This window comes from Streptomyces sp. VNUA24, assembly GCF_029167005.1.
Taxonomy (GTDB): domain Bacteria; phylum Actinomycetota; class Actinomycetes; order Streptomycetales; family Streptomycetaceae; genus Streptomyces; species Streptomyces scabiei.
The window spans coordinates 5,172,687-5,193,800 of sequence record NZ_CP119143.1 but is presented as its reverse complement, the minus strand read 5'-3'; the positions used below and the strand labels follow the sequence as shown (position 1 = coordinate 5,193,800).

At 71.9% G+C, this 21,114-nt stretch carries 18 protein-coding genes; 12 read left to right on the top strand and 6 right to left on the bottom strand.

What is annotated here, in order from left to right; translation table 11 throughout:
- Nucleotides 1-243 precede the first annotated feature (243 nt).
- From PYR72_RS22050 to PYR72_RS22035, 4 genes are all read left to right on the top strand, one after another.
- Nucleotides 244-1,524, top strand: a complete 1,281-nt coding sequence (locus PYR72_RS22050) for an aspartate kinase (protein WP_005483785.1) — start codon at nt 244-246, stop codon at nt 1,522-1,524.
- A 31-nt stretch (nt 1,525-1,555) separates the two neighbouring features.
- Nucleotides 1,556-2,623 carry an aspartate-semialdehyde dehydrogenase gene (locus PYR72_RS22045; protein WP_275456902.1) on the top strand — a complete coding sequence of 356 codons (1,068 nt, stop codon included), beginning with the start codon at nt 1,556-1,558 and terminating at the stop codon, nt 2,621-2,623.
- 551 nt (nt 2,624-3,174) lie between these two features.
- Nucleotides 3,175-3,759: a SigE family RNA polymerase sigma factor gene (locus PYR72_RS22040; protein WP_059084700.1), complete on the top strand. Its 585-nt coding sequence runs from the start codon at nt 3,175-3,177 to the stop codon at nt 3,757-3,759.
- A gap of 674 nt (nt 3,760-4,433) precedes the next feature.
- The gene (locus tag PYR72_RS22035) at nt 4,434-5,588 is read left to right on the top strand and encodes a hypothetical protein (RefSeq protein ID WP_343245534.1); all 1,155 of its coding nucleotides are present in this window, start codon (nt 4,434-4,436) and stop codon (nt 5,586-5,588) included.
- Nucleotides 5,589-5,688: 100 nt separating this feature from the next.
- Here the strand turns inward: PYR72_RS22035 and PYR72_RS22030 are convergent, their stop codons facing one another.
- Together PYR72_RS22030 and PYR72_RS22025 are read right to left on the bottom strand one after the other, a co-directional pair.
- On the bottom strand, nt 5,689-6,513 hold the full coding sequence (locus PYR72_RS22030; protein WP_275456901.1) for an SURF1 family protein: 825 nt from the start codon (nt 6,511-6,513) through the stop codon (nt 5,689-5,691).
- 176 nt (nt 6,514-6,689) lie between these two features.
- Nucleotides 6,690-7,082: a nuclear transport factor 2 family protein gene (locus PYR72_RS22025; RefSeq protein ID WP_275456900.1), complete on the bottom strand. Its 393-nt coding sequence runs from the start codon at nt 7,080-7,082 to the stop codon at nt 6,690-6,692.
- A 131-nt stretch (nt 7,083-7,213) separates the two neighbouring features.
- On the opposite strand from PYR72_RS22025, the gene PYR72_RS22020 reads away from it, so the two are divergent.
- The gene (locus tag PYR72_RS22020; RefSeq protein WP_275456899.1) at nt 7,214-9,040 is read left to right on the top strand and encodes a prolyl oligopeptidase family serine peptidase; all 1,827 of its coding nucleotides are present in this window, start codon (nt 7,214-7,216) and stop codon (nt 9,038-9,040) included.
- A gap of 163 nt (nt 9,041-9,203) precedes the next feature.
- Here PYR72_RS22020 and PYR72_RS22015 read toward each other — a convergent pair whose 3' ends face one another.
- Together PYR72_RS22015 and PYR72_RS22010 are read right to left on the bottom strand one after the other, a co-directional pair.
- On the bottom strand, nt 9,204-9,860 hold the full coding sequence (locus tag PYR72_RS22015) for a sigma-70 family RNA polymerase sigma factor (protein ID WP_275456898.1): 657 nt from the start codon (nt 9,858-9,860) through the stop codon (nt 9,204-9,206).
- Between the two features lie 242 nt (nt 9,861-10,102).
- The gene (locus PYR72_RS22010; protein WP_275456897.1) at nt 10,103-10,849 is read right to left on the bottom strand and encodes a hypothetical protein; all 747 of its coding nucleotides are present in this window, start codon (nt 10,847-10,849) and stop codon (nt 10,103-10,105) included.
- A gap of 442 nt (nt 10,850-11,291) precedes the next feature.
- On the opposite strand from PYR72_RS22010, the gene PYR72_RS22005 reads away from it, so the two are divergent.
- Nucleotides 11,292-13,241, top strand: a complete 1,950-nt coding sequence (locus tag PYR72_RS22005; RefSeq protein WP_275460486.1) for an NAD(P)-binding protein — start codon at nt 11,292-11,294, stop codon at nt 13,239-13,241.
- Nucleotides 13,242-13,336: 95 nt separating this feature from the next.
- Here the strand turns inward: PYR72_RS22005 and PYR72_RS22000 are convergent, their stop codons facing one another.
- Both PYR72_RS22000 and rpmF read right to left on the bottom strand, forming a co-directional pair.
- Nucleotides 13,337-14,554, bottom strand: a complete 1,218-nt coding sequence (locus tag PYR72_RS22000; RefSeq protein ID WP_275456896.1) for a GTP-binding protein — start codon at nt 14,552-14,554, stop codon at nt 13,337-13,339.
- 11 nt (nt 14,555-14,565) lie between these two features.
- A complete protein-coding gene (gene rpmF / locus PYR72_RS21995; RefSeq protein ID WP_275456895.1) occupies nt 14,566-14,736 on the bottom strand; it encodes a 50S ribosomal protein L32 in 171 nt (56 codons plus the stop codon).
- A gap of 196 nt (nt 14,737-14,932) precedes the next feature.
- Between rpmF and PYR72_RS21990 the strand changes: the two genes are divergently transcribed.
- The 6 genes from PYR72_RS21990 (at nt 14,933) to PYR72_RS21965 (ending at nt 20,021) form a co-directional block, all read left to right on the top strand.
- Nucleotides 14,933-15,916 carry a permease gene (locus PYR72_RS21990; RefSeq protein WP_275456894.1) on the top strand — a complete coding sequence of 328 codons (984 nt, stop codon included), beginning with the start codon at nt 14,933-14,935 and terminating at the stop codon, nt 15,914-15,916.
- The gene (locus tag PYR72_RS21985) at nt 15,913-16,629 is read left to right on the top strand and encodes a TIGR03943 family protein (protein WP_275456893.1); all 717 of its coding nucleotides are present in this window, start codon (nt 15,913-15,915) and stop codon (nt 16,627-16,629) included. Before PYR72_RS21990 ends, PYR72_RS21985 begins: the two co-directional genes overlap by 4 nt.
- A 644-nt stretch (nt 16,630-17,273) precedes the next feature.
- Nucleotides 17,274-18,188: a hypothetical protein gene (locus tag PYR72_RS21980; RefSeq protein WP_275456892.1), complete on the top strand. Its 915-nt coding sequence runs from the start codon at nt 17,274-17,276 to the stop codon at nt 18,186-18,188.
- Nucleotides 18,189-18,443: 255 nt separating this feature from the next.
- Entirely contained in the window at nt 18,444-18,854 is a 411-nt protein-coding gene (locus PYR72_RS21975) for a hypothetical protein (RefSeq protein ID WP_275456891.1), read from the top strand.
- 269 nt (nt 18,855-19,123) lie between these two features.
- Nucleotides 19,124-19,636: a hypothetical protein gene (locus PYR72_RS21970; RefSeq protein WP_275456890.1), complete on the top strand. Its 513-nt coding sequence runs from the start codon at nt 19,124-19,126 to the stop codon at nt 19,634-19,636.
- A gap of 136 nt (nt 19,637-19,772) precedes the next feature.
- Nucleotides 19,773-20,021 (top strand): hypothetical protein, encoded by a 249-nt coding sequence (locus tag PYR72_RS21965; RefSeq protein ID WP_275456889.1) that lies wholly within the window; start codon nt 19,773-19,775, stop codon nt 20,019-20,021.
- Nucleotides 20,022-21,114: the final 1,093 nt, after the last annotated feature.

Genomic DNA, 21,114 nt, shown 5'->3' with positions numbered 1-21,114 from the left:
GGACGTTCCCGGAGCGGCCGAAGGTCCGGGCGAGAAGCCGGGGTGAAACCGGTGGACGGCCCGGAGAAAACCCAGGTGATCAAAGGGTGAGCGGGACATCTCACCATGCGGTACCAGGGAAGGGATATTCGGCCGCTCGTTAGACTGAGCCGACCGCCGCAGCACGCTCGAAGACGTATGAACGACGACTGAGCGCGTGCGCATGTGCGGAAATCAGAGACTGAAACGGAGCGAGGAGCGCACGTGGGCCTTGTCGTGCAGAAGTACGGAGGCTCCTCCGTAGCCGATGCCGAGGGCATCAAGCGCGTCGCCAAGCGGATCGTGGAAGCGAAGAAGAACGGCCACCAGGTGGTCGTCGTCGTTTCCGCGATGGGCGACACGACGGACGAGCTGATCGATCTCGCCGAGCAGGTGTCGCCGATGCCCGCCGGGCGTGAGTTCGACATGCTGCTGACCGCCGGAGAGCGTATCTCCATGGCGCTGCTGGCCATGGCGATCAAGAACCTGGGCCACGAGGCCCAGTCGTTCACCGGCAGCCAGGCAGGCGTCATCACCGACTCCGTCCACAACAAAGCCCGGATCATCGACGTCACGCCGGGGCGCATCCGGACCGCGCTGGACGAGGGCAACATCGCCATCGTCGCCGGTTTCCAGGGCGTCAGCGCCGACAAGAAGGACATCACCACCCTCGGCCGCGGCGGGTCGGACACGACCGCCGTCGCGCTGGCCGCCGCGCTGGAGGCCGAGGTCTGTGAGATCTACACCGACGTCGACGGCGTCTTCACCGCCGACCCGCGGGTCGTGAAGAAGGCGAAGAAGATCGACTGGATCTCCTCCGAGGACATGCTCGAACTGGCGGCCTCCGGTTCGAAGGTGCTGCTCCACCGCTGTGTCGAGTACGCCCGCCGCTACAACATCCCGATCCACGTCCGCTCGTCCTTCTCCGGACTGCCGGGCACCTGGGTCAGCAACGAGAAGCCAGAGTCGCAAGGGGACCACAAGGTGGAGCACGCCATCATCTCCGGAGTCGCCCACGACGTCTCCGAGGCCAAGGTCACGGTCGTCGGCGTCCCGGACAAGCCGGGCGAGGCCGCCGCGATCTTCCGCGCCATCGCGGACGCCGAGGTCAACATCGACATGGTCGTGCAGAACGTGTCCGCCGTGACGACCGGTCTGACCGACATCTCCTTCACCCTTCCCAAGACCGAGGGCCGCAAGGCCATCGACGCCCTGGAGAAGAACAAGGCGGGCATCGGCTTCGACTCGCTGCGCTACGACGACCAGATCGGCAAGATCTCCCTGGTCGGCGCGGGCATGAAGACCAACCCGGGCGTCACCGCCTCCTTCTTCGAGGCGCTCAGCGACGCCGGGGTGAACATCGAGCTGATCTCGACATCCGAGATCCGTATCTCGGTCGTCACCCGCGCCGACGACGTGCCGGAGGCCGTGCGCGCCGTGCACACCGCCTTCGGACTCGACTCCGACAGCGACGAGGCCGTCGTCTACGGGGGTACGGGTCGCTGATGGCCCTCATCCACGGAGGCGGCGGTCGTTGATGGCTGTCGACGCCGGGCGCACCGGCAGGCCGACGCTCGCGGTCGTGGGCGCGACCGGTGCCGTCGGCACCGTCATGCTCCAGATCCTGTCCCACCGGGCCGACATCTGGGGCGAGATCCGTCTGATCGCCTCCCCGCGCTCGGCCGGCCGCAAGCTGGCCGTGCGCGGGGAGCAGGTCGAGGTGGCGGCCCTGTCGGAGGAGGTCCTCGACGGGGTCGACGTCGCCCTGTTCGACGTACCGGACGAGGTGGCGGCGCACTGGGCGCCGATCGCCGCAGCCAAGGGCGCGGTCGTGGTGGACAACTCGGGCGCCTTCCGGATGGACCCGGAGGTGCCCCTCGTCGTCCCCGAGGTCAACGCGCACGCCGCCCGCGTCCGGCCGCGCGGCATCATCGCCAACCCCAACTGCACCACCCTCTCCATGATCGTGGCACTCGGCGCCCTGCACGCCGAGTTCGGGCTGCGCGAGCTGGTGGCCTCCTCGTACCAGGCCGTCAGCGGAGCGGGCCGGGCCGGTGTGCGGACCCTGCGGCAGCAGATCGCCCTGGTCGCCGGTACGGAACTGGGGACCACCCCCGGTGACGTACGGCGGGCGGTCGGCGACGACACCGGGCCCTTCCCCGAGCCCGTCGCGCTGAACGTGGTGCCCTGGGCCGGGTCGCTGCGCGCGGACGGCTGGTCCTCGGAGGAGATGAAGGTCCGCGACGAGTCCCGCAAGATCCTCGGCCTGCCGAAGCTGCCGGTCGCCGTGACCTGCGTACGGGTGCCGGTCCTCACCGTGCACTCGCTCACCCTGCACGCCCGCTTCGAGAGCGAGGTCACCGTCGCCAAGGCCCGTGAGATCCTCGCCACGGCCCCCGGGGTCGTCCTCTACGACGATCCGGCCGCGGGGGAGTTCCCCACCCCCGCCGACGTGGTCGGTACGGACCCGACCTGGGTCGGGCGCGTACGCCGGGCCCTGGACGACCCGACGGCCCTGGAACTGTTCGTCTGCGGCGACAACCTGCGCAAGGGTTCCGCCCTGAACGCCGCGCAGATCGCCGAGCTGGTGGCGAAGGGCGCATAGGGGGCCGGACCCGCTTCGCCCCGGACCCGCTTCGCCCCGAACACATGAGCCCTTGTCGGCGGCGGCGTGTAAGTTCTTCGAGTCGGCGGTTCGCCGGGCGGAGGATTTCCGGCCGCGCCGTCGTCGGGTTTCCGGGTTGATTCAGGCCTCCCGGTGACCGAGGATTTTTCCTCCCCGTCCGCCGCAACCGCGCGGCGGGCGGGGAGCGTCTTTCACGGGCGCCCTTCGGCGGGGCTGGGCGCCAACACTCGGGGCTTAGGGGAAGAGCTGGTACGCATGAGGGCGTTCGACGTGCTGTCCGGTGTTCGGCGGGCCGTACCGACAGCTGAGCGCGGCGTGCCGTCGGGCGCGTCCGCCGCACCGGCCCGCTCAGGTGTCCTGCGGGCACGTGTGCGATCTGACGTAAAAGCCATGGCTGCCACGTACAACCCCGACGGGGGGTCGCGGGTCCAACAGGCGTGGCAGAGGTACTCGAATTCACCGCGGTACAGACGAGGGGCGCCGCCCTTCGTCCACCCCGCCGTCCCCGCTTGCCCGGTTCGGCCGGCGGCATGCCGGTGATCGCGCCGATGCCCGCGGCGCGGCCGACCCGCATACCGAACCAGCGCGACGGCGCGGAGGACACCTCGACGCTGCCGGCCTCCGGCACGACGGTCGACCATCTCACCGAGACCTACCGCGCCCACTACCGCTCGCTGCTCGGGCTCGCGGCGCTCCTCCTCGACGACACCGCCTCCTGCGAGGACGTCGTCCAGGAGGCGTTCATCCGCGTGCACTCGGCGCGCAAGCGGGTCCGTGAGCCGGAGAAGACGCTCGCCTATCTGCGCCAGACGGTCGTGAACCTCTCACGCTCCGCCCTGCGCCGCCGCATCCTCGGCCTGAAGCTGCTCTCGAAGCCGATGCCCGACATGGCCAGCGCGGAGGAGGGCGCGTACGACCTGCTGGAGCGCGACTCCCTCATCAAGGCGATGAAGGGACTGCAGCGCCGCCAGCGCGAGGTCCTCGTGCTGCGCTACTTCGCCGACATGACCGAGGCCCAGGTCGCCGAGACCCTCGGCATCTCGCTCGGCTCGGTCAAGGCGTACGGCTCCCGGGGCATCGCGGCACTGCGCGTCGCCATGGAGGCGCCGGCATGAGTACGCACGGCAAGGGCGCCGGGCCCGACCGCGGCGACGGGCAGGACCGTCGCGACGGACGGGACGAACGCGGAGCCCACAGGCGCGCCTCCTGGGGCCGCCGGGACGACGACGAACGCGCTGTGGAGCGCGGGGAAGCACGCGCGGACGAGCGCGGGCCGGACGGGCGCGTCGGGGGGCGCGCGCTCGGAGAGCACGAAGAAACGCCATCGCACGCTGGGAACGGAACTGTGAATCACGGCCCCGAAGAACAAGGCCCCCGCCCCACGGGCCAGCCTCTCGAAGGCCGCACTCCGGACGAGGCGCCGTCGGAGGGCGCCGCGTCGGAGGGAGACCTGTCGGAGCGAGCCCCGTCGGATCGAGCGCCGTCGGATCGAGCCCCGTCGGAGGGCGCGCGATCGACCGGCGCGTCGTCGAAGGAGCCGCTGCCGGAGGGGGGCGAGCTGTCGAAGGGTGGCGAGCTGTCGAAGGGCTCGCCGTCCGAGAGTTCGTCCTCCGGGGGTTCGTCCTCCGAGGGTTCGTCCTCCGAGGACTCGCCGTCGGAGGGCACGCGGCCGGGGGACTCGCCGTCGGGGGACTTGCCGTCGGGCGAGCCGGCGTCGGACGAGGTGCCCGCGGACGAGGTGCCTGCGGGTGACCGGCCTCTGGATGACCGGACTGCGGGTGACCGGCCTGTGGGTGGCCGGACTGCGGGTGACCTGCCTTCGGAGGGTGGGCGCGCGGCCGACGATGCCGACGAGGCGTTCCTGAACGCGCTGCGGTCCGGCGGTCTCGGTTCCGGCATGCCGGGGCTGAACGGCTCGGGACCCAAGGAGACCGGCGGGTTCGAGCCGGACGACGAGCTGGTGCTGCGCAACCTGCTGCACCGGGCGGTGTCGGAGATCGAGCCCAGGGACGGCACGCTGGAGCATCTGCGGCGGGCGGTACCGGCGAGGCGGGCGCGCAAGCGTCAGGCCGTCGTCGGCATGGCGGCCGCCGTGCTCTTCATCGGCACGGCGATCCCCGCACTCGTCCACGTCTCCAACTCCACCGGCTCCGACCTCCACACCTCCATCACGGGCAACGGCTCGCAGACGCAGGGCAGCGGCGGCGGGTCCAAGGGGCAGGCCGGCGGTCACGACGCCTCGGGCGGTGGCTCCGGCGGTTCGAAGGACTCCGGCAAGGGCGCAGACAAGGGCAAGGGCGACAAGGGCAAGGGCGGGAGCAGCGGCGCCGCGGGCGGCACGCAGCCGACGCCCACGACCGCTGCCTCGGGCCTGTGCACGGCGGCCCAGCTCGGCGGCGGTGGCAGCGTGGGCGCACCGGACTCCAGCGGGGCCGTCTACGGCTCGTTCCGTGTCTCCAACATCTCCGGCACCAGCTGTACGGTCAGCGGCCCGGGCGGTGTGAGCGTCTCGCCGCAGGGCGCGGCGGACGGGGCCAAGCTCTCCGTGTTGAACCATGTCACGGGGGACGCGGCCGCCGGACTGCCCGACCCCTCACTGTCCGTCACGCAGCTGGTGCTGGCGCCGGGAGCGGCGTACGAGGTGCGCTTCGCCTGGGTGCCTTCGGAACCCTGTCCCACCACCAGCGGCGGCACGACCGACGGCGGCGGCACCGGCGGCACGGATCCGTCACCCGACCCGACGCCCACGGGGGAGGAGACCCCGGGCACGACCACCGACGGCTCCAACTCCGTCTCCACCCAGCTGTTCACCGAGGACGGCACCGTGGACGGCAGTGTCCTCGTCTCGCACACCGCCGAGGGCGGCGTCGCCACCTTCAGCACGGGCGTCGGCAACGCCTGCGCGGGCGTGGTCTACCGCACGGGCCTGATGGCTGGAGCCTGACCGAGCGGCCATGGCTGCGGCCACGGCTACGGCTGCGGCCGCGACCACAACTGCGGTTGCGGCTGCGGGCGGGTGTGCGGGTGACGGGCGGGCGCCGGGCCTACGTGGCCGGCTCGGCTTCCCGGGCGACGGCTTCGTCCGTCCCGCTCCCGCCCGCCCGGTCGGTGTCCGGGACCAGGCCCAGCTCCGCGTCCCGGATGAACTCGACCTCGCGGCGCACCAGCCGGAACCACATGAAGACGACGAAGCCGGCGAAGACGAACCACTCGCCGGTGTAGCCGAGGTTCTGGAAGGCCTTGAGGTCGAGGCCGGTGTTCTGCGGGGCGGTCGCGGGCACGGCCTTCATCCCCGAGTCGGCCTTGTCCAGCGTGATCCAGGCGTCGAACAGCTTGTCCGGCACGAGGTTCACCAGCGTCGCCGCGCTGATCGCCGACGTCTGCCCGGACGGGAGCCCGCCCTGGACGGGCACGCCGTTCGACCCCGGGGTCTCGGACGCCTGCAGCGAACCGGTGACGGTGACCTCGCCGGAGGGCGCCGCCGGGGCGCGGTCGGCCCGCGCGGTGCCGGGCAGCCAGCCCCGTACGACGGGCAGCGCCCTGCCGTCGTCGGTGCGCAGCAGCGTCAGCACGTAGAAGCCGTTCCGGCCGTCCAGCTCGCGGTTCGGCACGAGGAGCTGCTCGCCGTACCGCCCGGTGACGGTGGCCAGTTCGCCCGAGGTCTCCTGGTCCACCGGCAACAGCTCGTCAAGCGGGCGCGCGGGGTCCCGGTCCGCCGGGTCGATCCGCTCGGTCGCCGCACGATGGTCCTGCATCCGGTCCTCGAAGCGGCTCAGCTGCCACGACCCCATGAACACGCAGAAGGGGATGGCGAGCAGCACGAAGACGTTGATCCCCCACCATCGGGGCGTCAGCAGAAACCGGTACACGCCTTCCACCGTACGGTGCGCGCGCCGGTCGCCCGGCTGCGGGGTCGGCGCCCGCGAGCCCTCCGCGCCCCGCCTCGGGACCGTCCGCGACTCACCACCGTGCCTGCTTCACCACCGCTCCAGCCTCACCACCGCCCCGGCCTCGGGACCGCCCCGGGCTGAGTACCGCCCCTGCCTCAGTACCGCTCGACGAGGTGCTCGCGTCCGGCCGGCGGCTCGTACGGCTCGGGCCAGAAGTCGGTGACGGCCGCTATCCGCCCGTCGCCGTCGCCGGTGAAGAAGGAGACCGCGTACATCTCCTCCGGCCCGACCGTGACCTGCACCCAGCTCACGACCTGCCCCGGCTCCGCGACGATCCGCTCGATCCTCGCGTGCCAGTCGCCCGGATACTCCCGGTTGAATTCCACGTAGCGCTCCCTGCCGCGTATCCGCTCCCGTGTCTGCGGCAGCTCGTACACGACGTCCTCGGCCAGCGTCCCGGCGAACGCGGCCCAGTCCCGGCCCTCGGCCGCGGCCCAGAAACGCTCCACGGTCCGGCGCAGATCGGCACTGTCTGTCGTCGAGGTCATGGGGCGAGTCTGCACCCGGCCACTGACAGCCGGCCCGGACGAGCCCCGCCGCGCGGGGTCGCGGAGCGAAGTTATCCACAGGCTGGGGACCTCGGCCGCACATTGTCGTGCGGGCGGGGCAATATGGGGCCATGACTGAGAGCAACGGGGCCACCCCGCAGCAGCAGAGCGGATCCATGCCCGACTGGGAGAAGAGGTTCCGGGCGCCGAGGGTGTCCCTTCCGGACTGGGCGGAGGACGCACCGCACCGCTCGCTGTTCGTCTCCAACGCCACGGGCACGTACGAGTTGTACGCGTGGGACCGCGCCACCGGCGAGCAGCGCCAGGCCACGAACCGGGCCAACGGCACGACGGACGGCGTGCTCTCGCCCGACGGCGCATGGATCTGGTGGTTCGACGACAAGGACGGCGACGAGTTCGGCGTCTGGCGCCGTCAGCCGTTCCACGGCGGCCCGGACGAGGAGGGCGCCCCGGGTCTCGACCCGTCCTATCCGGCGGGCCTGGCCCTCGGCCGCGACGGCCGCACGGCGGTCGTCGGCCGCTCCACCGACGAGGACGGCTCCACGATCCATCTCTCCCGGCAGGGAGAGGCTCCGGTCGAGATCTACCGCCACCGCGAGTCGGCCGGTGTCGGCGACCTCTCGCACGACGGCTCGCTGATCGCGATCGAGCACACCGAGCACGGCGACGCGATGCACTCGGCGCTGCGCGTGGTCCGGCCGGACGGCACGCCGGTCGCCGAGCTGGACGACACCAAGGGCGGCACGGTCGAGCTGGGCCTGGAGGTGCTGGGCTTCGCGCCCGTGGTCGGCGACACCCGGCTGCTCATCGGCCACCAGCGGGGCGGCCGCTGGGAGCCCCTGGTCTGGGACGTGGCCTCCGGTGAGGAGACCGACCTCGGACTCTCCGGCCGGCTGGAGGGCGACCTGAGCGCCGAGTGGTATCCGGACGGCTCCGCCCTGCTCGTCGCCCACAGCTTCGAGGCCCGCAGCGAGCTGTTCCGCTACGACCTGGCGACCCGCGCCCTGGAGCGGGTGGACACACCGCGCGGCACCGTCTCCGGGGCCACGGCCCGCCCCGACGGCAGCGTCGAGTACCTGTGGTCCTCCGCGGCCGAGCCGCCGGTCGTCCGCTCCACCACGGGCGAGGTCGTCCTCGACCCGCCGGGGCTGAAGTCCCCCGGCTCGGTGCCGGTGGAGGACGTCTGGGTGGACACCCCCGGAGGCCGCGTCCACGCCCTGGTCCAGCGCCCGGCCGGGACCGGCCCGTACCCGACCGTGTTCGACATCCACGGCGGCCCGACCTGGCACGACAGCGACGCCTTCGCGGCGGGCCCGGCCGCCTGGCTGGACCACGGGTACGCGGTGATCCGCATCAACTACCGGGGCTCCACCGGCTACGGCCGCGCCTGGACCGACGCCCTCAAGCACCGGGTCGGCCTGATCGAGCTGGAGGACATCGCGGCCGTCCGGGAGTGGGCGGTGACCTCCGGCTTCGCCGACCCGGAGCGGCTCGTCCTCACCGGCGGCTCCTGGGGCGGGTACCTCACCCTCCTCGGCCTGGGCACCGAGCCGGACGCCTGGACCCTCGGCATCGCCGCCGTCCCCGTCGCGGACTACGTCACCGCGTACCACGACGAGATGGAGGCGCTCAAGGCCATGGACCGCACCCTCCTGGGCGGTACGCCCGAGGAGGTCCCCGAGCGCTTCGAGGCGTCGTCGCCCCTGACGTACGTCGACGCGGTCAAGGCCCCCGTCTACATCTCCGCCGGGGTCAACGACCCCCGCTGCCCCATCCGCCAGATCGACAACTACGTCGACCGGCTGGCCGGCCGGGGCGCCGTCCACGAGGTCTACCGCTACGACGCCGGCCACGGCTCCCTGGTCGTCGACGAACGCATCAAGCAGCTCCGCCTGGAGCTGGACTTCGCCGAGCGCCACCTGGGAGGACGCCCCTGAGAGAGCCGGGCACCCCGCGCCCGGAAAAGGGGCGCGGGGAACCGCCCGGGAAGCCAACTCCCGCCGAACTCCCGCCGAACCCCCGCCGAACCCCCGCCGAACCCCCGCCGAACCCGCGGCGAGCCCCACGCCGAACCCGCGGCGGCCGACGACGCGGAACCCCTCAGGCCGCCACCAGCACGCGCTCGCCCTCCCGCCCCTTCTCCTCCCGCCCCTTCTCCTCCCGGCATGCCTCCGCCGCCGCCAGCAACCGCACGAGCGTGCTCCGCGCCCGCGCCACCCGTGACCGCACCGTCCCGACGGGGCACCCGGCAAGCTCCGCCGCGTCCTCGTAGGACAGCCCGAGCATCTGCGTGAGGACGAACGCCTCACGCCGTTCCTCGGGCAGCGCGCCCAGCAGATCGGTCAGCGCCACACCGTCGTCGAAGCCGGGCAGCCCGCGCGGCTGGGCGTGCTCGACGGCCAGCCGCCAGTCCGGCACGTCGGACAGCCGGGGCCGGGCCGCCGCGTACCGGAAGCTGTCGGTCACCGCCCGCCGGGCGATGGACAGCAGCCACGTACGGGCGGAGCAGCGGCCCTCGAAGCGGTGCAGGCTGCCGAGGGCCCGCAGGAACGTGTCCTGGGCGAGGTCGTCCACCGCCTGGGGGTCGGCGCAGAGATGGGCGACGAACCGCCGCACGTCTCGCTGCAGCGCGCCGACGAACCGTTCGACGGCCTCCGGGTCCCCGCCACGGGCGGCCAGCGCCCAGGCGGTTATGGACTCGTCGGTCGTGGACCGGGCCGACGGGCTCGACGCGGGCAGGGGGGCAGAAGTGATCACCTGGTGTCCTTCGTGGGCATCCGGGATCCGGACCGCCGGCACGGGCACGGGGGCGCACACGGTCACACGGCACAGCCGTAAGGACGGAAAACGGAAGACGTCCCGGTGAACGTGTGCGCGTCCGAGAACGCGCCGGGGGTCCGGTGAGCGAGGGAGGGCGGCCGTACGGCACGCGCGGAGGCGGCGTACGGCCGAAGCCCGAGGCGTGAGCCGGGTCGGCTGCCTCGGGTCACCGGCTGTCGTCAGATGACAGCTGTCCCTGCGGGCGGACCCCGAGAGGTGATCGCGTGGACGAGAAGGAGCCGGCGCGGCGAACGGTCCGCGCGACCGCGGCGCACCCGCGGACGCGGCCGCTCGGCGACGACGTGCAGCGCGAGCGCCAGCCGCAGCGGCGCGGCCAGCCGGCCGGCCACGGCCCGCAGCAGCGCGAAGGCCGCGCGCTCGCCGTAGGCCAGCCACAGACCGCACAGCACCGCGGCCAGCAGATGCGCGGCGAGCATGCCCGACGAGGACGCGTACAGGGACGCGAGCGAGGACATGAGCGACGAGGAGGGCTCGGCCGAGCCGTCCAGGAGGTGGCCGGTGTGGTCCGCATGCCCCAGGTGACCGGCCGCACCCGCGGAACCCATCGCTTCCATGGACCGCATGGGGTCCATGGATCGTGTCGGGTCCATGGAAGCCATCCGGTCCATCGAACCCATCGCGCCCGCACGGCCGGCGGCTGCCGACTGGACGGGTGGCTGCGACAGTTCGAAGCCCCAGTGGAGGGCCGTCTGGGCCGCGACCACGACGGAGGTGATCAGGGGCAGTCCGCGCTCACGTCCGGCCAGGCACCAGCCGACGGCAGCGGTGACGACCGCCCCGACGGCCATCGCCCGCCAGGGGACGTGGCTGCCCGACATCATCACGTGGCCCAGGGCGGCGAGCAGCACGCAGACGGCCGCGAACATCGCGGCGCGTGTCGTGCGCGAACCCCACCCTGCGGTCATGGCGCCCCATCCTCGCATCCGGACAACGCCGTCACCCCGTCCCTCTTGAGTACGGATGTCCACCTGTCGTCGCACTCACACCGCCAACTGTGATCCGGATCACTGAGAAACCGGTCGGGTGTATGGGGCAGTCTTCTGACTCGTGGGGACCCCTTCGCAGCACAACAGCCGTAACGGCCCGAACGGACAGGCGAGTTCGGACGGACGACCGGACCGGACCGATCCGCCCGACCCGGCGGTGACGACCGATCCGGCGCCGGACCCTGCACCGACAACCGGCCCGTCCACGACGGCGACCGGCCCGCGTACGCCGTCCGGTCCGCGTACGCCGTCCGGTCCGGGTGTCCCGCCCGGTCGGCGCGCGCCGTCGGCCCCGCTCGCCGCGGGCAGGCAGCCCGCCCCGGCCCGGCGCGGCCGAACGGCCGCCGACTCCGGCGCCCACATGGTCGTCTGCGGTGACGACGGGCTGGCGCACCGGCTTGCCGCGGAACTGCGGACCGTGTACCGGGAGCAGGTGACGCTGGTCGTGCCGCCCACCGCACGGGTTGCCCCGCGGCCGGTCGTCGGGCGCGCCCGGACCGCCGCCGCGTTCCTCGACCGGATGACGGCCGCGGTCAACCGGGCCACGGGCGCCCCCGGCCCGGCGTCCGGCGACCGCACCGGAGGGGCCCGTACCGGAGAGGCCCGTACCGGCGAGGCCCGCACCCGGGACGGCGGCGCACGCGTCCTGGAGGCGGGGGAGGCCACCGAGGCGGTGCTCGCCGAGGCCGGGGTGGAGCGGGCCGCCGCGCTGGCCCTCGTCTACGACGACGACGAGACCAACATCCGCGCGGCGCTGACCGCCCGGCGCCTCAACCCCCGTCTGCGGCTGGTCCTGCGGCTCTACAACCGCCGCCTGGGGCAGTACATCGAGGAACTGCTCGACCAGGCGTCGGCGTTGGCGGCCGGCGACGGCGAGACCGACGGGGTCGACGGGTTCGGCGCCTCGACGACCGTCCTCTCCGACGCCGACACCGCCGCGCCCGCGCTGGCCGCGACCGCCGTCGCCGGGACAAGCAAGGTCGTACAGACGGAGGGGCTGATGCTGCGCGCGGTGGAACGCCCGCCGGGCCGCGGAGGTCAGAGCCCGGGCGGCCTCTGCACGCTCGCCCTCCTGTCCGCGACCACCAACGACCCCGCCGGAACGGAGGGTTCCGAGGGCAGCGGCTCCCGCGGCCCCCAACTCCTGCCCGACGAACGGGCGGTGGCGGACGCCGGCGGACGCGGAACCGTCGTCCTCGACACCGTGCGCTACGCGGGACCCGCGCTGCCGCCGAACCGGGCGGGCGGCGGTCCGCTCGGCGCCGTCGGCTCGCTGCTCTCGCGGCGGCTCCGCTGGTCGCTCGCGGGAATGATCGGGTGCGTGTTCGCGCTGGCCGTCGCGCAGATGGTGATCACCGGCGAGCATCCGCTGCAGGCGACGTACGCGACCCTCCTCGACCTCTTCGGGATCGCCGACCCGGCGACCGACCAGAGCGACTCCCGCCAGGTTCTGCAACTCCTGTCCGGGCTGATGGGCTTACTCCTGCTGCCCGTGCTGCTGGCCGCCGTGCTGGAAGCCCTCGGCACCTTCCGCAGCGGCACGGCCCTGCGCAAACCGCCCCGGGGTCTCTCCGGGCACGTCGTCCTCCTCGGCCTCGGCAAGATCGGCACCCGGGTGCTCGCCCGCCTGCGCGAACTCCACATCCCCGTGGTGTGCGTGGAGGACGACCCGGAGGCGCGCGGTCTCGCGGAGGCCCGGCGTCTCAGGGTGCCGGTGATCCTCGGCGACGTGACCCAGGAGGGCGTCCTGGAGGCCGCCAAGATCCACCGCGCGCACGCCCTCCTCGCCGTGACCAGCTCCGACACGACGAACCTCGAAGCCGGCCTGTACGCCCGTTCCGTACGCCCCGACCTGCGGGTCGTCCTGCGCCTGTACGACGACGACTTCGCCACCGCCGTCTACCGCACCCTGCGCGCCGCCCACCCCGGCGCCCTCACCCGCAGCCGCAGCGTCAGCCACCTCGCCGCACCCGCCTTCGCGGGCGCCATGATGGGCCGCCAGATCCTGGGCGCGATCCCGGTCGAACGCCGCGTCCTGCTCTTCGCCGCCGTCGAGGTCCGCGGTCACCCCCGCCTGGAGGGCCGGACCGTGGCGGAGACCTTCCGGCCGGGCGCGTGGCGCGTCCTGGCCCTCGACACGGCCGCCCCCGCGGAGCCGGACGCCGAGCGGACACCGGGCGCGGTGGGGTCGGGCCTGGTCTGGGAGCTGCCGCCCACCTACGTCCTGCGCGCCGAGGACCGCGTGGTACTGGCGGCCACCAGGCGCGGCCTGGCGGAACTGCTGGGGAGGCGTGCGGTGGCGGACGCGTAGCGCGGCGGGGCGCGGGGAACTGCCCGACAAGCCCCCACGCACCCGCGGCCGACCACGTACCGCAGGCACCCCACGTACCGCAGGCACCCCACTACTCACCCGCAGACGACCCCGTGCGTCTCCCACGCGGGAAACGGATCCTCGAACCCCGCCGCGGAAGGCACTTCCCCCTCCCTCACCAGACAACCCGCCAGGGCCGAACGCAGCGCCTCCGCCCGCAGCCCCGTCCCGATGAACACCAACTCCTGTGCGTACGCAGCCTCCTGTGCGTACGCAGCCTCCTGTGCGTACGGAGTCTCCGGCGCGAACGCCGCTTCCTCCGCACCCGGCGCAGCCTCCTCCCGCGCCGCCGACGGCTCGAAGCGGGCGACGGAACCGGCCTGCGACCACAGCCCCACCACACGCGGCCGGCTGGCGAGCGTGAAGAACCCCTTGGAGCGCAGGACGTGCCCGAAGTCCCCGCTGTCGAGCGCCTCGGTCACGAAGGTCCACAACCGCGCCGGATGGAAGGGCAGTGCGGACCGGAAGACGGTCGAGGAGATGCCGTACTCCTCGGTCTCCGGCACATGGTCCCCGTTCAGCTCCCGCACCCACCCCGGCGCCTGCTGCGCACGTTCGAGGTCGAACACCCCCGTGCCGAGCACCTCGGCGACCCGCACCCGGCCATGGCTGACCGGCACGATCCGCGCCGCCGGATTGAGCCGGGCCAGGGCCGCCGCGAGCCGCTCGGCGGCCGCCGCGTCGACGAGGTCGAGCTTGTTCAGGACGATCACGTCGGCGAACTCCACCTGGTCCATCAGCAGATCGCTCACGGTGCGTTCGTCGTCCTCGTACTGGTCGAGCCCTCGGGCCACCAGCTCGTCCCCACCCGCCAGCTCCGGCAGGAAGTTCACCGCGTCGACCACGGTGACCATGGTGTCGAGCCGGGCGAGGTCCCCGAGCGTGGCCCCGTCGTCGCGTGCGAAGGCGAAGGTCGCGGCGACGGGCATCGGTTCGGAGATCCCCGAACTCTCGATGAGGAGATAGTCGAAACGCCCCTCGCGCGCCAGCCGGTCCACCTCCTCCAGCAGATCGTCGCGCAGGGTGCAGCAGATGCACCCGTTGGTCATCTCGACCAGCCGTTCCTCCGTGCGCGACAGCGCCGCCTCGCCGCCGCGCACGAGGGCGGCGTCGATGTTGACCTCGCTCATGTCGTTGACGATGACGGCCACGCGGAGCCCCTCGCGGTTGGCGAGGACATGGTTGAGCAGGGTGGTCTTGCCCGCCCCGAGGAACCCGGAGAGGACGGTGACGGGCAGCCGTTCGTACGCCATGGCCGTCGCCCCTAGCCCTCGGGGTGGAGCAGCCCGCGCTCGTACGCCCTCAGCAGCCGCTGCGGTACGAGATGGGTGGTGCCGTCGACCGTGAACGGCACGAGCTGCGGCGTGCTCGCCTTCCACTGGGAGCGACGGTGACGGGTGTTGCTGCGGGACATCTTCCGCTTGGGTACGGCCATGGGGTCCTCCTCCACGGGCTTCACAGGTGACGGACCGGACGCTACATGAAAATGGATCCCATTACTAAAAGGGGCCTCCGGTGCGGTACGCCACCCCGGCGACCGTGAGCAATGCCGTCATGCGCGCCGTATGGGGAGAAGGGGTCGAACCGGCCCCCGCCCGGCCCAGCCGTTCCCTACGGAGGTACCGTCCCCCGTGGCCACCACCAAGGAAGAAGCCCCCCAGCGCGGGCGGCACCTCGACCCACCGCTCGTCCTCACCATGCTGCTGGTCCTGGCGGTCGTGGCGCAGGGCCCGCTCCGCGGTCTGCTGTCCGCGCCCGTGACGCAGAGCTGGATGACGGTCTTCGTGGCGGTGGTCGTCCAGGCCCTGCCGTTCCTGGTCGTCGGCGTGCTGCTGTCGGCGGCCATCGCGGTGTTCGTGCCCGCCTCCTTCTTCGCCCGCGCGCTGCCCAAGCGCCCCGCGCTGGCGGTACCGGCCGCGGGCATGGCCGGTGTCGTCCTGCCGGGATGCGAATGCGCCTCGGTGCCGGTGGCGGGCGCCCTCGTACGCCGGGGCGTGACGCCCGCGGCGGCGCTCGCCTTCCTCCTCTCCGCCCCCGCGATCAACCCGATCGTCCTGACCGCGACCGCCGTGGCCTTCCCCGGCGACCCCGAGATGGTGCTGGCCAGGTTCGTGGCGAGCCTGCTGGTGGCCTGCACGATGGGCTGGCTGTGGCAGCGGCTGGGCCGCGGCGAGTGGATGCGCCCGCCCGAGCGGCCGTCCTACGAGGGACAGAGCAAGGGCGCCGCCTTCTGGGGCTCGGTCCGGCACGACGTCATGCACGCCGGCGGGTTCCTGGTCGTCGGCGCGATCGCGGCGGCCACCCTCAAGGCGGTCGTCCCGGCGAGCTGGCTCAACGCCGCCGCCGGCAACCCGGTGATCGCGATCCTCGCCCTGGCGGTACTGGCCGTCCTGCTCTCCATCTGCTCCGAGGCGGACGCGTTCGTGGCGGCCTCCCTGACCCAGTTCTCCCTGACCTCCCGGCTCGCCTTCCTGGTCGTCGGCCCGATGATCGACCTGAAACTCTTCGCCATGCAGACCGCCACCTTCGGCCGCGCCTTCGCGCTCCGCTTCGCGCCCGCCACCTTCGCCCTCGCGATCCTGGTGTCGGCCCTGGTCGGGGCGGTGTTCCTGTGAACCGTCAGGCCCAGACCGTCATCCTGTTCCTCACCGGCGGCGCCCTGCTGCACGCGGGCTTCACCGACCTCTACCTCCGCTACGTCAAGGCCGGCCTGCGCCCCCTCCTCATCGGGGCGGGCGTCGTCCTCATAGCCGCCGCCGTCGCCACGGTCCTGTACGAACGCCGGGCGCGGCGCCGGGGCGACGAGGAGCACGGCCACCACGAACCCCGGGTCTCCTGGCTGCTCGTCCTGCCCCTGCTGGCCCTCGTCCTGGTCGCCCCGCCCGCCGCCGGGTCCTACACCGCGATGCGCACCGGCAGCGCCCTCCAGGAGCAGCCCTGGGGCTACCCCGCCCTCCCCGCCGAGGGCCCGCTCCGGCTGAGCGTCGCCGACTACGCCGGCCGCGCGGTGTACGACAAGGGCCGCGCCCTCTCCGGCCGCCCGCTCAAGATCGCCGGGTTCCTCGCCCTCGACCGCTCGGGCCACCCGTACCTCGTCCGCATGGCCCTCAACTGCTGCGCCGCCGACGCCCAGCCCGTCAAGATCGCCCTCACCGGCGAACTGCCGGCCGTGCTGCGGCCCGACACCTGGATCGAGGTCACCGGCACCTACACCCCGAAGCGGACCAAGGACCCCCTGAACGGCACCGCCGTCCCGTACCTCACGGTCACCGCCACCAAGCCGGTCAAGGCACCCGAGGACCCGTACGACGAGGCGTGGAACGGCTGAGAGCGGGGGCGTCCGGGAGCGTCCGGGGGCTGTCGGAGCGAACGCGGACATGAAAGAACCCGGTCGCTGGCGACGGGGGATGCACCAGCGACCGGGCTATGGCCAAGGCTAACAAGGCTGGTCGTCGGACGGGAGCCGACTGCTCGACTGGGTTGTGCTGTTGTGATCGGTATCACGTGGGCGAGCAGGCCCGCCCGGCCCGCGCCGGCGCCGGGGTGTGTCCGAGCAGCGAGGCGCCCGGCAGGACCGGGCCCCGTGCCGCGCCACCGCGCACACGGCCCCCGGCACCGCGTCCGCATCTCAGGACGCCGTCCCAGGCAGTGCGTGTCCGCGCAGCTCAGGGTGGGTGGGACGGTTGCGTCGTCGCGGGTTGGGCGGTGGTGCTTGCGGTGGTTCCGCGGTGTCTTCGAAGCTGTGGGTGTCGCACCGGCCGGGATGGATCGAGACCCCGGTACAGCCTGGTGACGACTCCTCCTGTGCCCGCCTACCGGGCATCCGTGTGCCCGTGTGCCCGTGTGCCCGTGTGTCGGGGTGCCGGGGTGCCGGGGTGCCGGGTGTGCGACGTCCGGCGCCCCGCGACCTCGGGGCGGGACATCCGGCCGGGAGCGACCCTGACGACCACTCACCATGAAGGAAGACACCACATGATCAGGAACACCCGCACACGTCGTCGCCCGGGCCGCCGCGCGGCCTTCGCCGCCGGCCTCGTCCTGGCCCTCGGACTCGGTGTCCCGACCCAGGCGGCGGCCCAGACCGCCTCCTCCTCCACGGCACCGGCGAAGCCGGCCGCCACGCCGCGGTCGATCACCGGATTCAACGGTGACGGGATGACCCGGGTCGCCGACTTCTTCGGTGCGTACGTGGACGCGAAGGACGACGCCCCGGGCCCGGACACCGCGCTGGCCAGGGCGCTGCGCAAGCACTACCTGACGCCCGCCTTCGCCAAGCGGCTGAAGGCATGGGAGAAGAAGAACAACGCGGACGGAGTCCTGCGCGCCCAGAACGTCCCGGTGGAATGGACGGTGAGCGAGAGCCGCAACGGCCGTGACATCGTCGTCACCCTTACCTTCGGCGGCGGGGAGTCGCCGACGAAGACGACCAGGTTCGTCGTGAAGCAGAGCCTGCTGGGCGACATCAGCGACATCCGGGCCATCAGCAAAGCCACCGCGAAGGAGTCCGCCGCGGTGCGGTCGGTCAAGGGCAGGACCGGTGAGTCGGTGACCCGGGTCGCCGACTTCTTCGGTGCGTACGTGGACGCGAAGGACGACGCCCCGGGCCCGGACACGGCGCTGGCCAGGGCGCTGCGCAAGCACTACCTGACGCCCGCCTTCGCCAAGCGACTGCAGGCATGGGAGAACAAGAACAACGCGGACGGCGTCCTGCGGGCCCAGAACGTTCCCGTGGACTGGACGGTGACCGAGGGCCGCAACAGCCGCGAGGTCGCCGTCACCCACGCCTTCGGCGGAGGCGAGACACCGTCGGTGTGGACCCACCTCGTCGTGAAGCTGGAGCCGGTGCACGGCGACATCACTGACATCCGCACCAGGCCCACCCACTGAGGACGCGGTCGCTCCGCCGTCGGCGGCCGTGGTGGGCAGGAGCTGCGATACGTACCGGTGGCCCGACGGGTATCGGCATGGTCGTTATCGTTGCCGCGTGCCGTAGGCAGCCTGTCGGTACGGAATCGGACACACACCCGCGCACGTGGCGGCATCGGGGAGTCGTCTCCTCGCTGCCGTCAGGGCGTGTGGACTGCTGACGGCCCTCGCGCGCTACCGTGAGGTGTTCCGTTCGCTGTCGTACGGGAAGTTCTCATGGCTCGCCGTTCCCCGGGCGAGATCAGGGCCGAACGGTCTCGGCGCCTGCCGGCCGGCAGGCGCCTGGTCATTGACGGGCTGTGTGCCGCGACGACTCACGAGATCGTCCGGTTCGAGGTTCGTCATCAACTGCCGGCAGGACAGGTTGCCCGGGCCTTCGGGGCCTGGGCTCTGGCCCTGCACGAGTGGCCGGGCCAGGCGGCGAACCACGGCTACGGGACAACCAGCTGGAAGGACCTGCACGCCCGAACGCTGTTGGCGGATGTGGCGGCATCGATGCGGCGCAGGAGCAGACGTGACTTTCTGGCGGCGCTTGATCCCTTGGACGACGGCTACGTCTCACGAACGCTCCCCGATCCCTACGCTGCGAGCTGGGAACCGTGGTGGAAGCGTCGTCTCACAGACTGATCGGCGCTGCGCGACAGCGGCACTCGTCTGTCAGCGCCGGTCGTCGTCGAGTGCCCTCGGGGGACGTCGGACCACCCGGATACGGCCCAGAGGCGACCGTCGCGAACCGGCCGCTTGACCGCTGCGGCCACTTTTTGCGTTCCGCGAGATCTGGCATGCATCCGGCGCACGTCCGGCCGGTGCCTCGCCAGCACCCGGCCTGCTGCGCGAGTCCCCCTCGCACGCCCCTACGATGCGAATCATGGGGACGTCCGATTCCACACCTTGCCGTGGAACTCATCGACGAGGTGGCACACGACGAGGAGGAGCCGTTCTCCACAGTCGTCGTCACCCCGCCCTTGCAGGGGTGGACCCTGGTCGTCGGACCGTTCTTCGGCCTGCCCTTTCCGCAGCGGACGGCGCACGTCACTGATCTGTGCCGAAAGCTGAGCGCGCACTTCGGCAAAGCCCAACTCTTCTTCCACAGCGAGCAGAACGACGGGGAGGCGTGGCTGATCGCCGAATCCGGACGGATCGTCAGACGCTGGATCAGCGAGTACCCGGAGCTTGCCCTGGGCGAGCCGTTCGGCGTCGAGCGACGACTCCTCGACGTCTACGGCATCACGGGCAAGCTCGAGGATCTCGCCCCGGACAGCGACCTGGCCGGCGACTGGGCCGCGACGTGGGGGGACTGCTGGGCCACGACGGTCGCAGAGGAAAGCAGCATCGACCCCACGACAGCCGCTGCCGACACGGCCTCGATCAGCAGCATGCTGGTGGCCGCTGCTCCACCCTTCGAGTGAGCGCACCGCTTGCCCACGGAAGACCACCGTCCCGCATACGGCCCCACGCCGTTGCCCGCAGCGCAGCCAACACGCGATGCTTGAGGGGACGTTGAAGATCCTCGAATGCATCTCAGTGAGTCGGAGGGGGCTGCTCATGAGCGATGGATCACGGGCGCGGCACGACACGACAGAGCCGGGGCCGCCGCCCAAGCGTGGCTCCGACCGCTTCAGCGATGGTCCCCCTGATCCTCTCGCCTCGCTGCTGGCCAAGGTCGACAAGGGGGAACACATTTCGACTCCCGGAGACAATGCGGGCGCCGAAAACCGTGACCCTCATGACGAGGAATGGCGGGAACATGATCGCCACGGCCCCTATGCGCAGGGCCGTCGCCGAAAGAACTGATACTCAGAGCGGAGTACCCAGCCCTCAGCTTGGGAAGCGGCGATCACCGGGCGCGGGTTGTGGCGCTGACCGGGATTCCCCGCTGTTCCCCGCTCGATCCGGTGCGCTTGTGGGGCAGTCTCGTGCGTCTGCAAGAGCCTCAGAGGTGTTCCTTGGCTGTTCGGAAGCCTCCCAGCCGTGAGTGAATTCGGCGTCACGCAGATACTCACCCAGACGCATCAGGGGCCCGACCCGCGATGCGGATCAGGCCCCTGACCTGGTACTTCACTGTCGGGGTGGCGGGATTTGAACCCACGACCTCTTCGTCCCGAATGAGGTTCGGGCGTGATCATCACCGGCCTGTTTGCTGTCTTGCCTGGTCAGGGCGTTGGAATGCGGTGGTGTCGGGTGGTCTGGAAGGGGCTTGGGGCGTGGGTCGGCTCCCAGATGGCTCCCAGCGAGAATGAGTCAGGGCGTGTCCTCGCGTACTTCCCCTGATGCCCGCTGACCGACGGATGCCGGGCCTTCCATGCCGTGATCACGGGTTAGACGAGCTCCCACTGCTCATCGGTGAGATCCTCGGGTACGGATTGCGCATGCTCATGCCATAACCAAAGCGAACCTTGAACTTCTGACCGGCAGCGATGCCCCAACGTCACACCATCGAGAGACGACAAGACCGGCAGAACGTCACATCCTGCACTCAGTGCGTTGTGGCAAACCCATCATGGACGCTAATGAGGTTGGAACCGAGATTCTGGGCGCCGGTGTTGAGGGCCTGGAGCGGCCAGGCGCTGTTGCCTGGAGAAATCCGAGAAAACCCGGGCCAAGGCCCGGTGCTGCGGACAGGCTCGCGTGGATCGCGTGGACTGTCAGTAGATACGGAGACGGTCGGTGATCGGGCTGTACGCAACCACCAGCGGGGCCCTGGGAGCGGAACCCTTCCTCTCTCGTGAGGTTCGGTTGGCGAGCTTGCCAGTGCAGACGGCGTTCTCCTGCTCAGGAGTGCGCTCTGATGATCTCGGAGGGAGTTGAAAGGGATTGGCGAGCAGATGGGCTTCCCGGAAAGGTGACTCGGGGGAGGCCCCGTCGCACGCTGCTCGCTCCCGCGCCC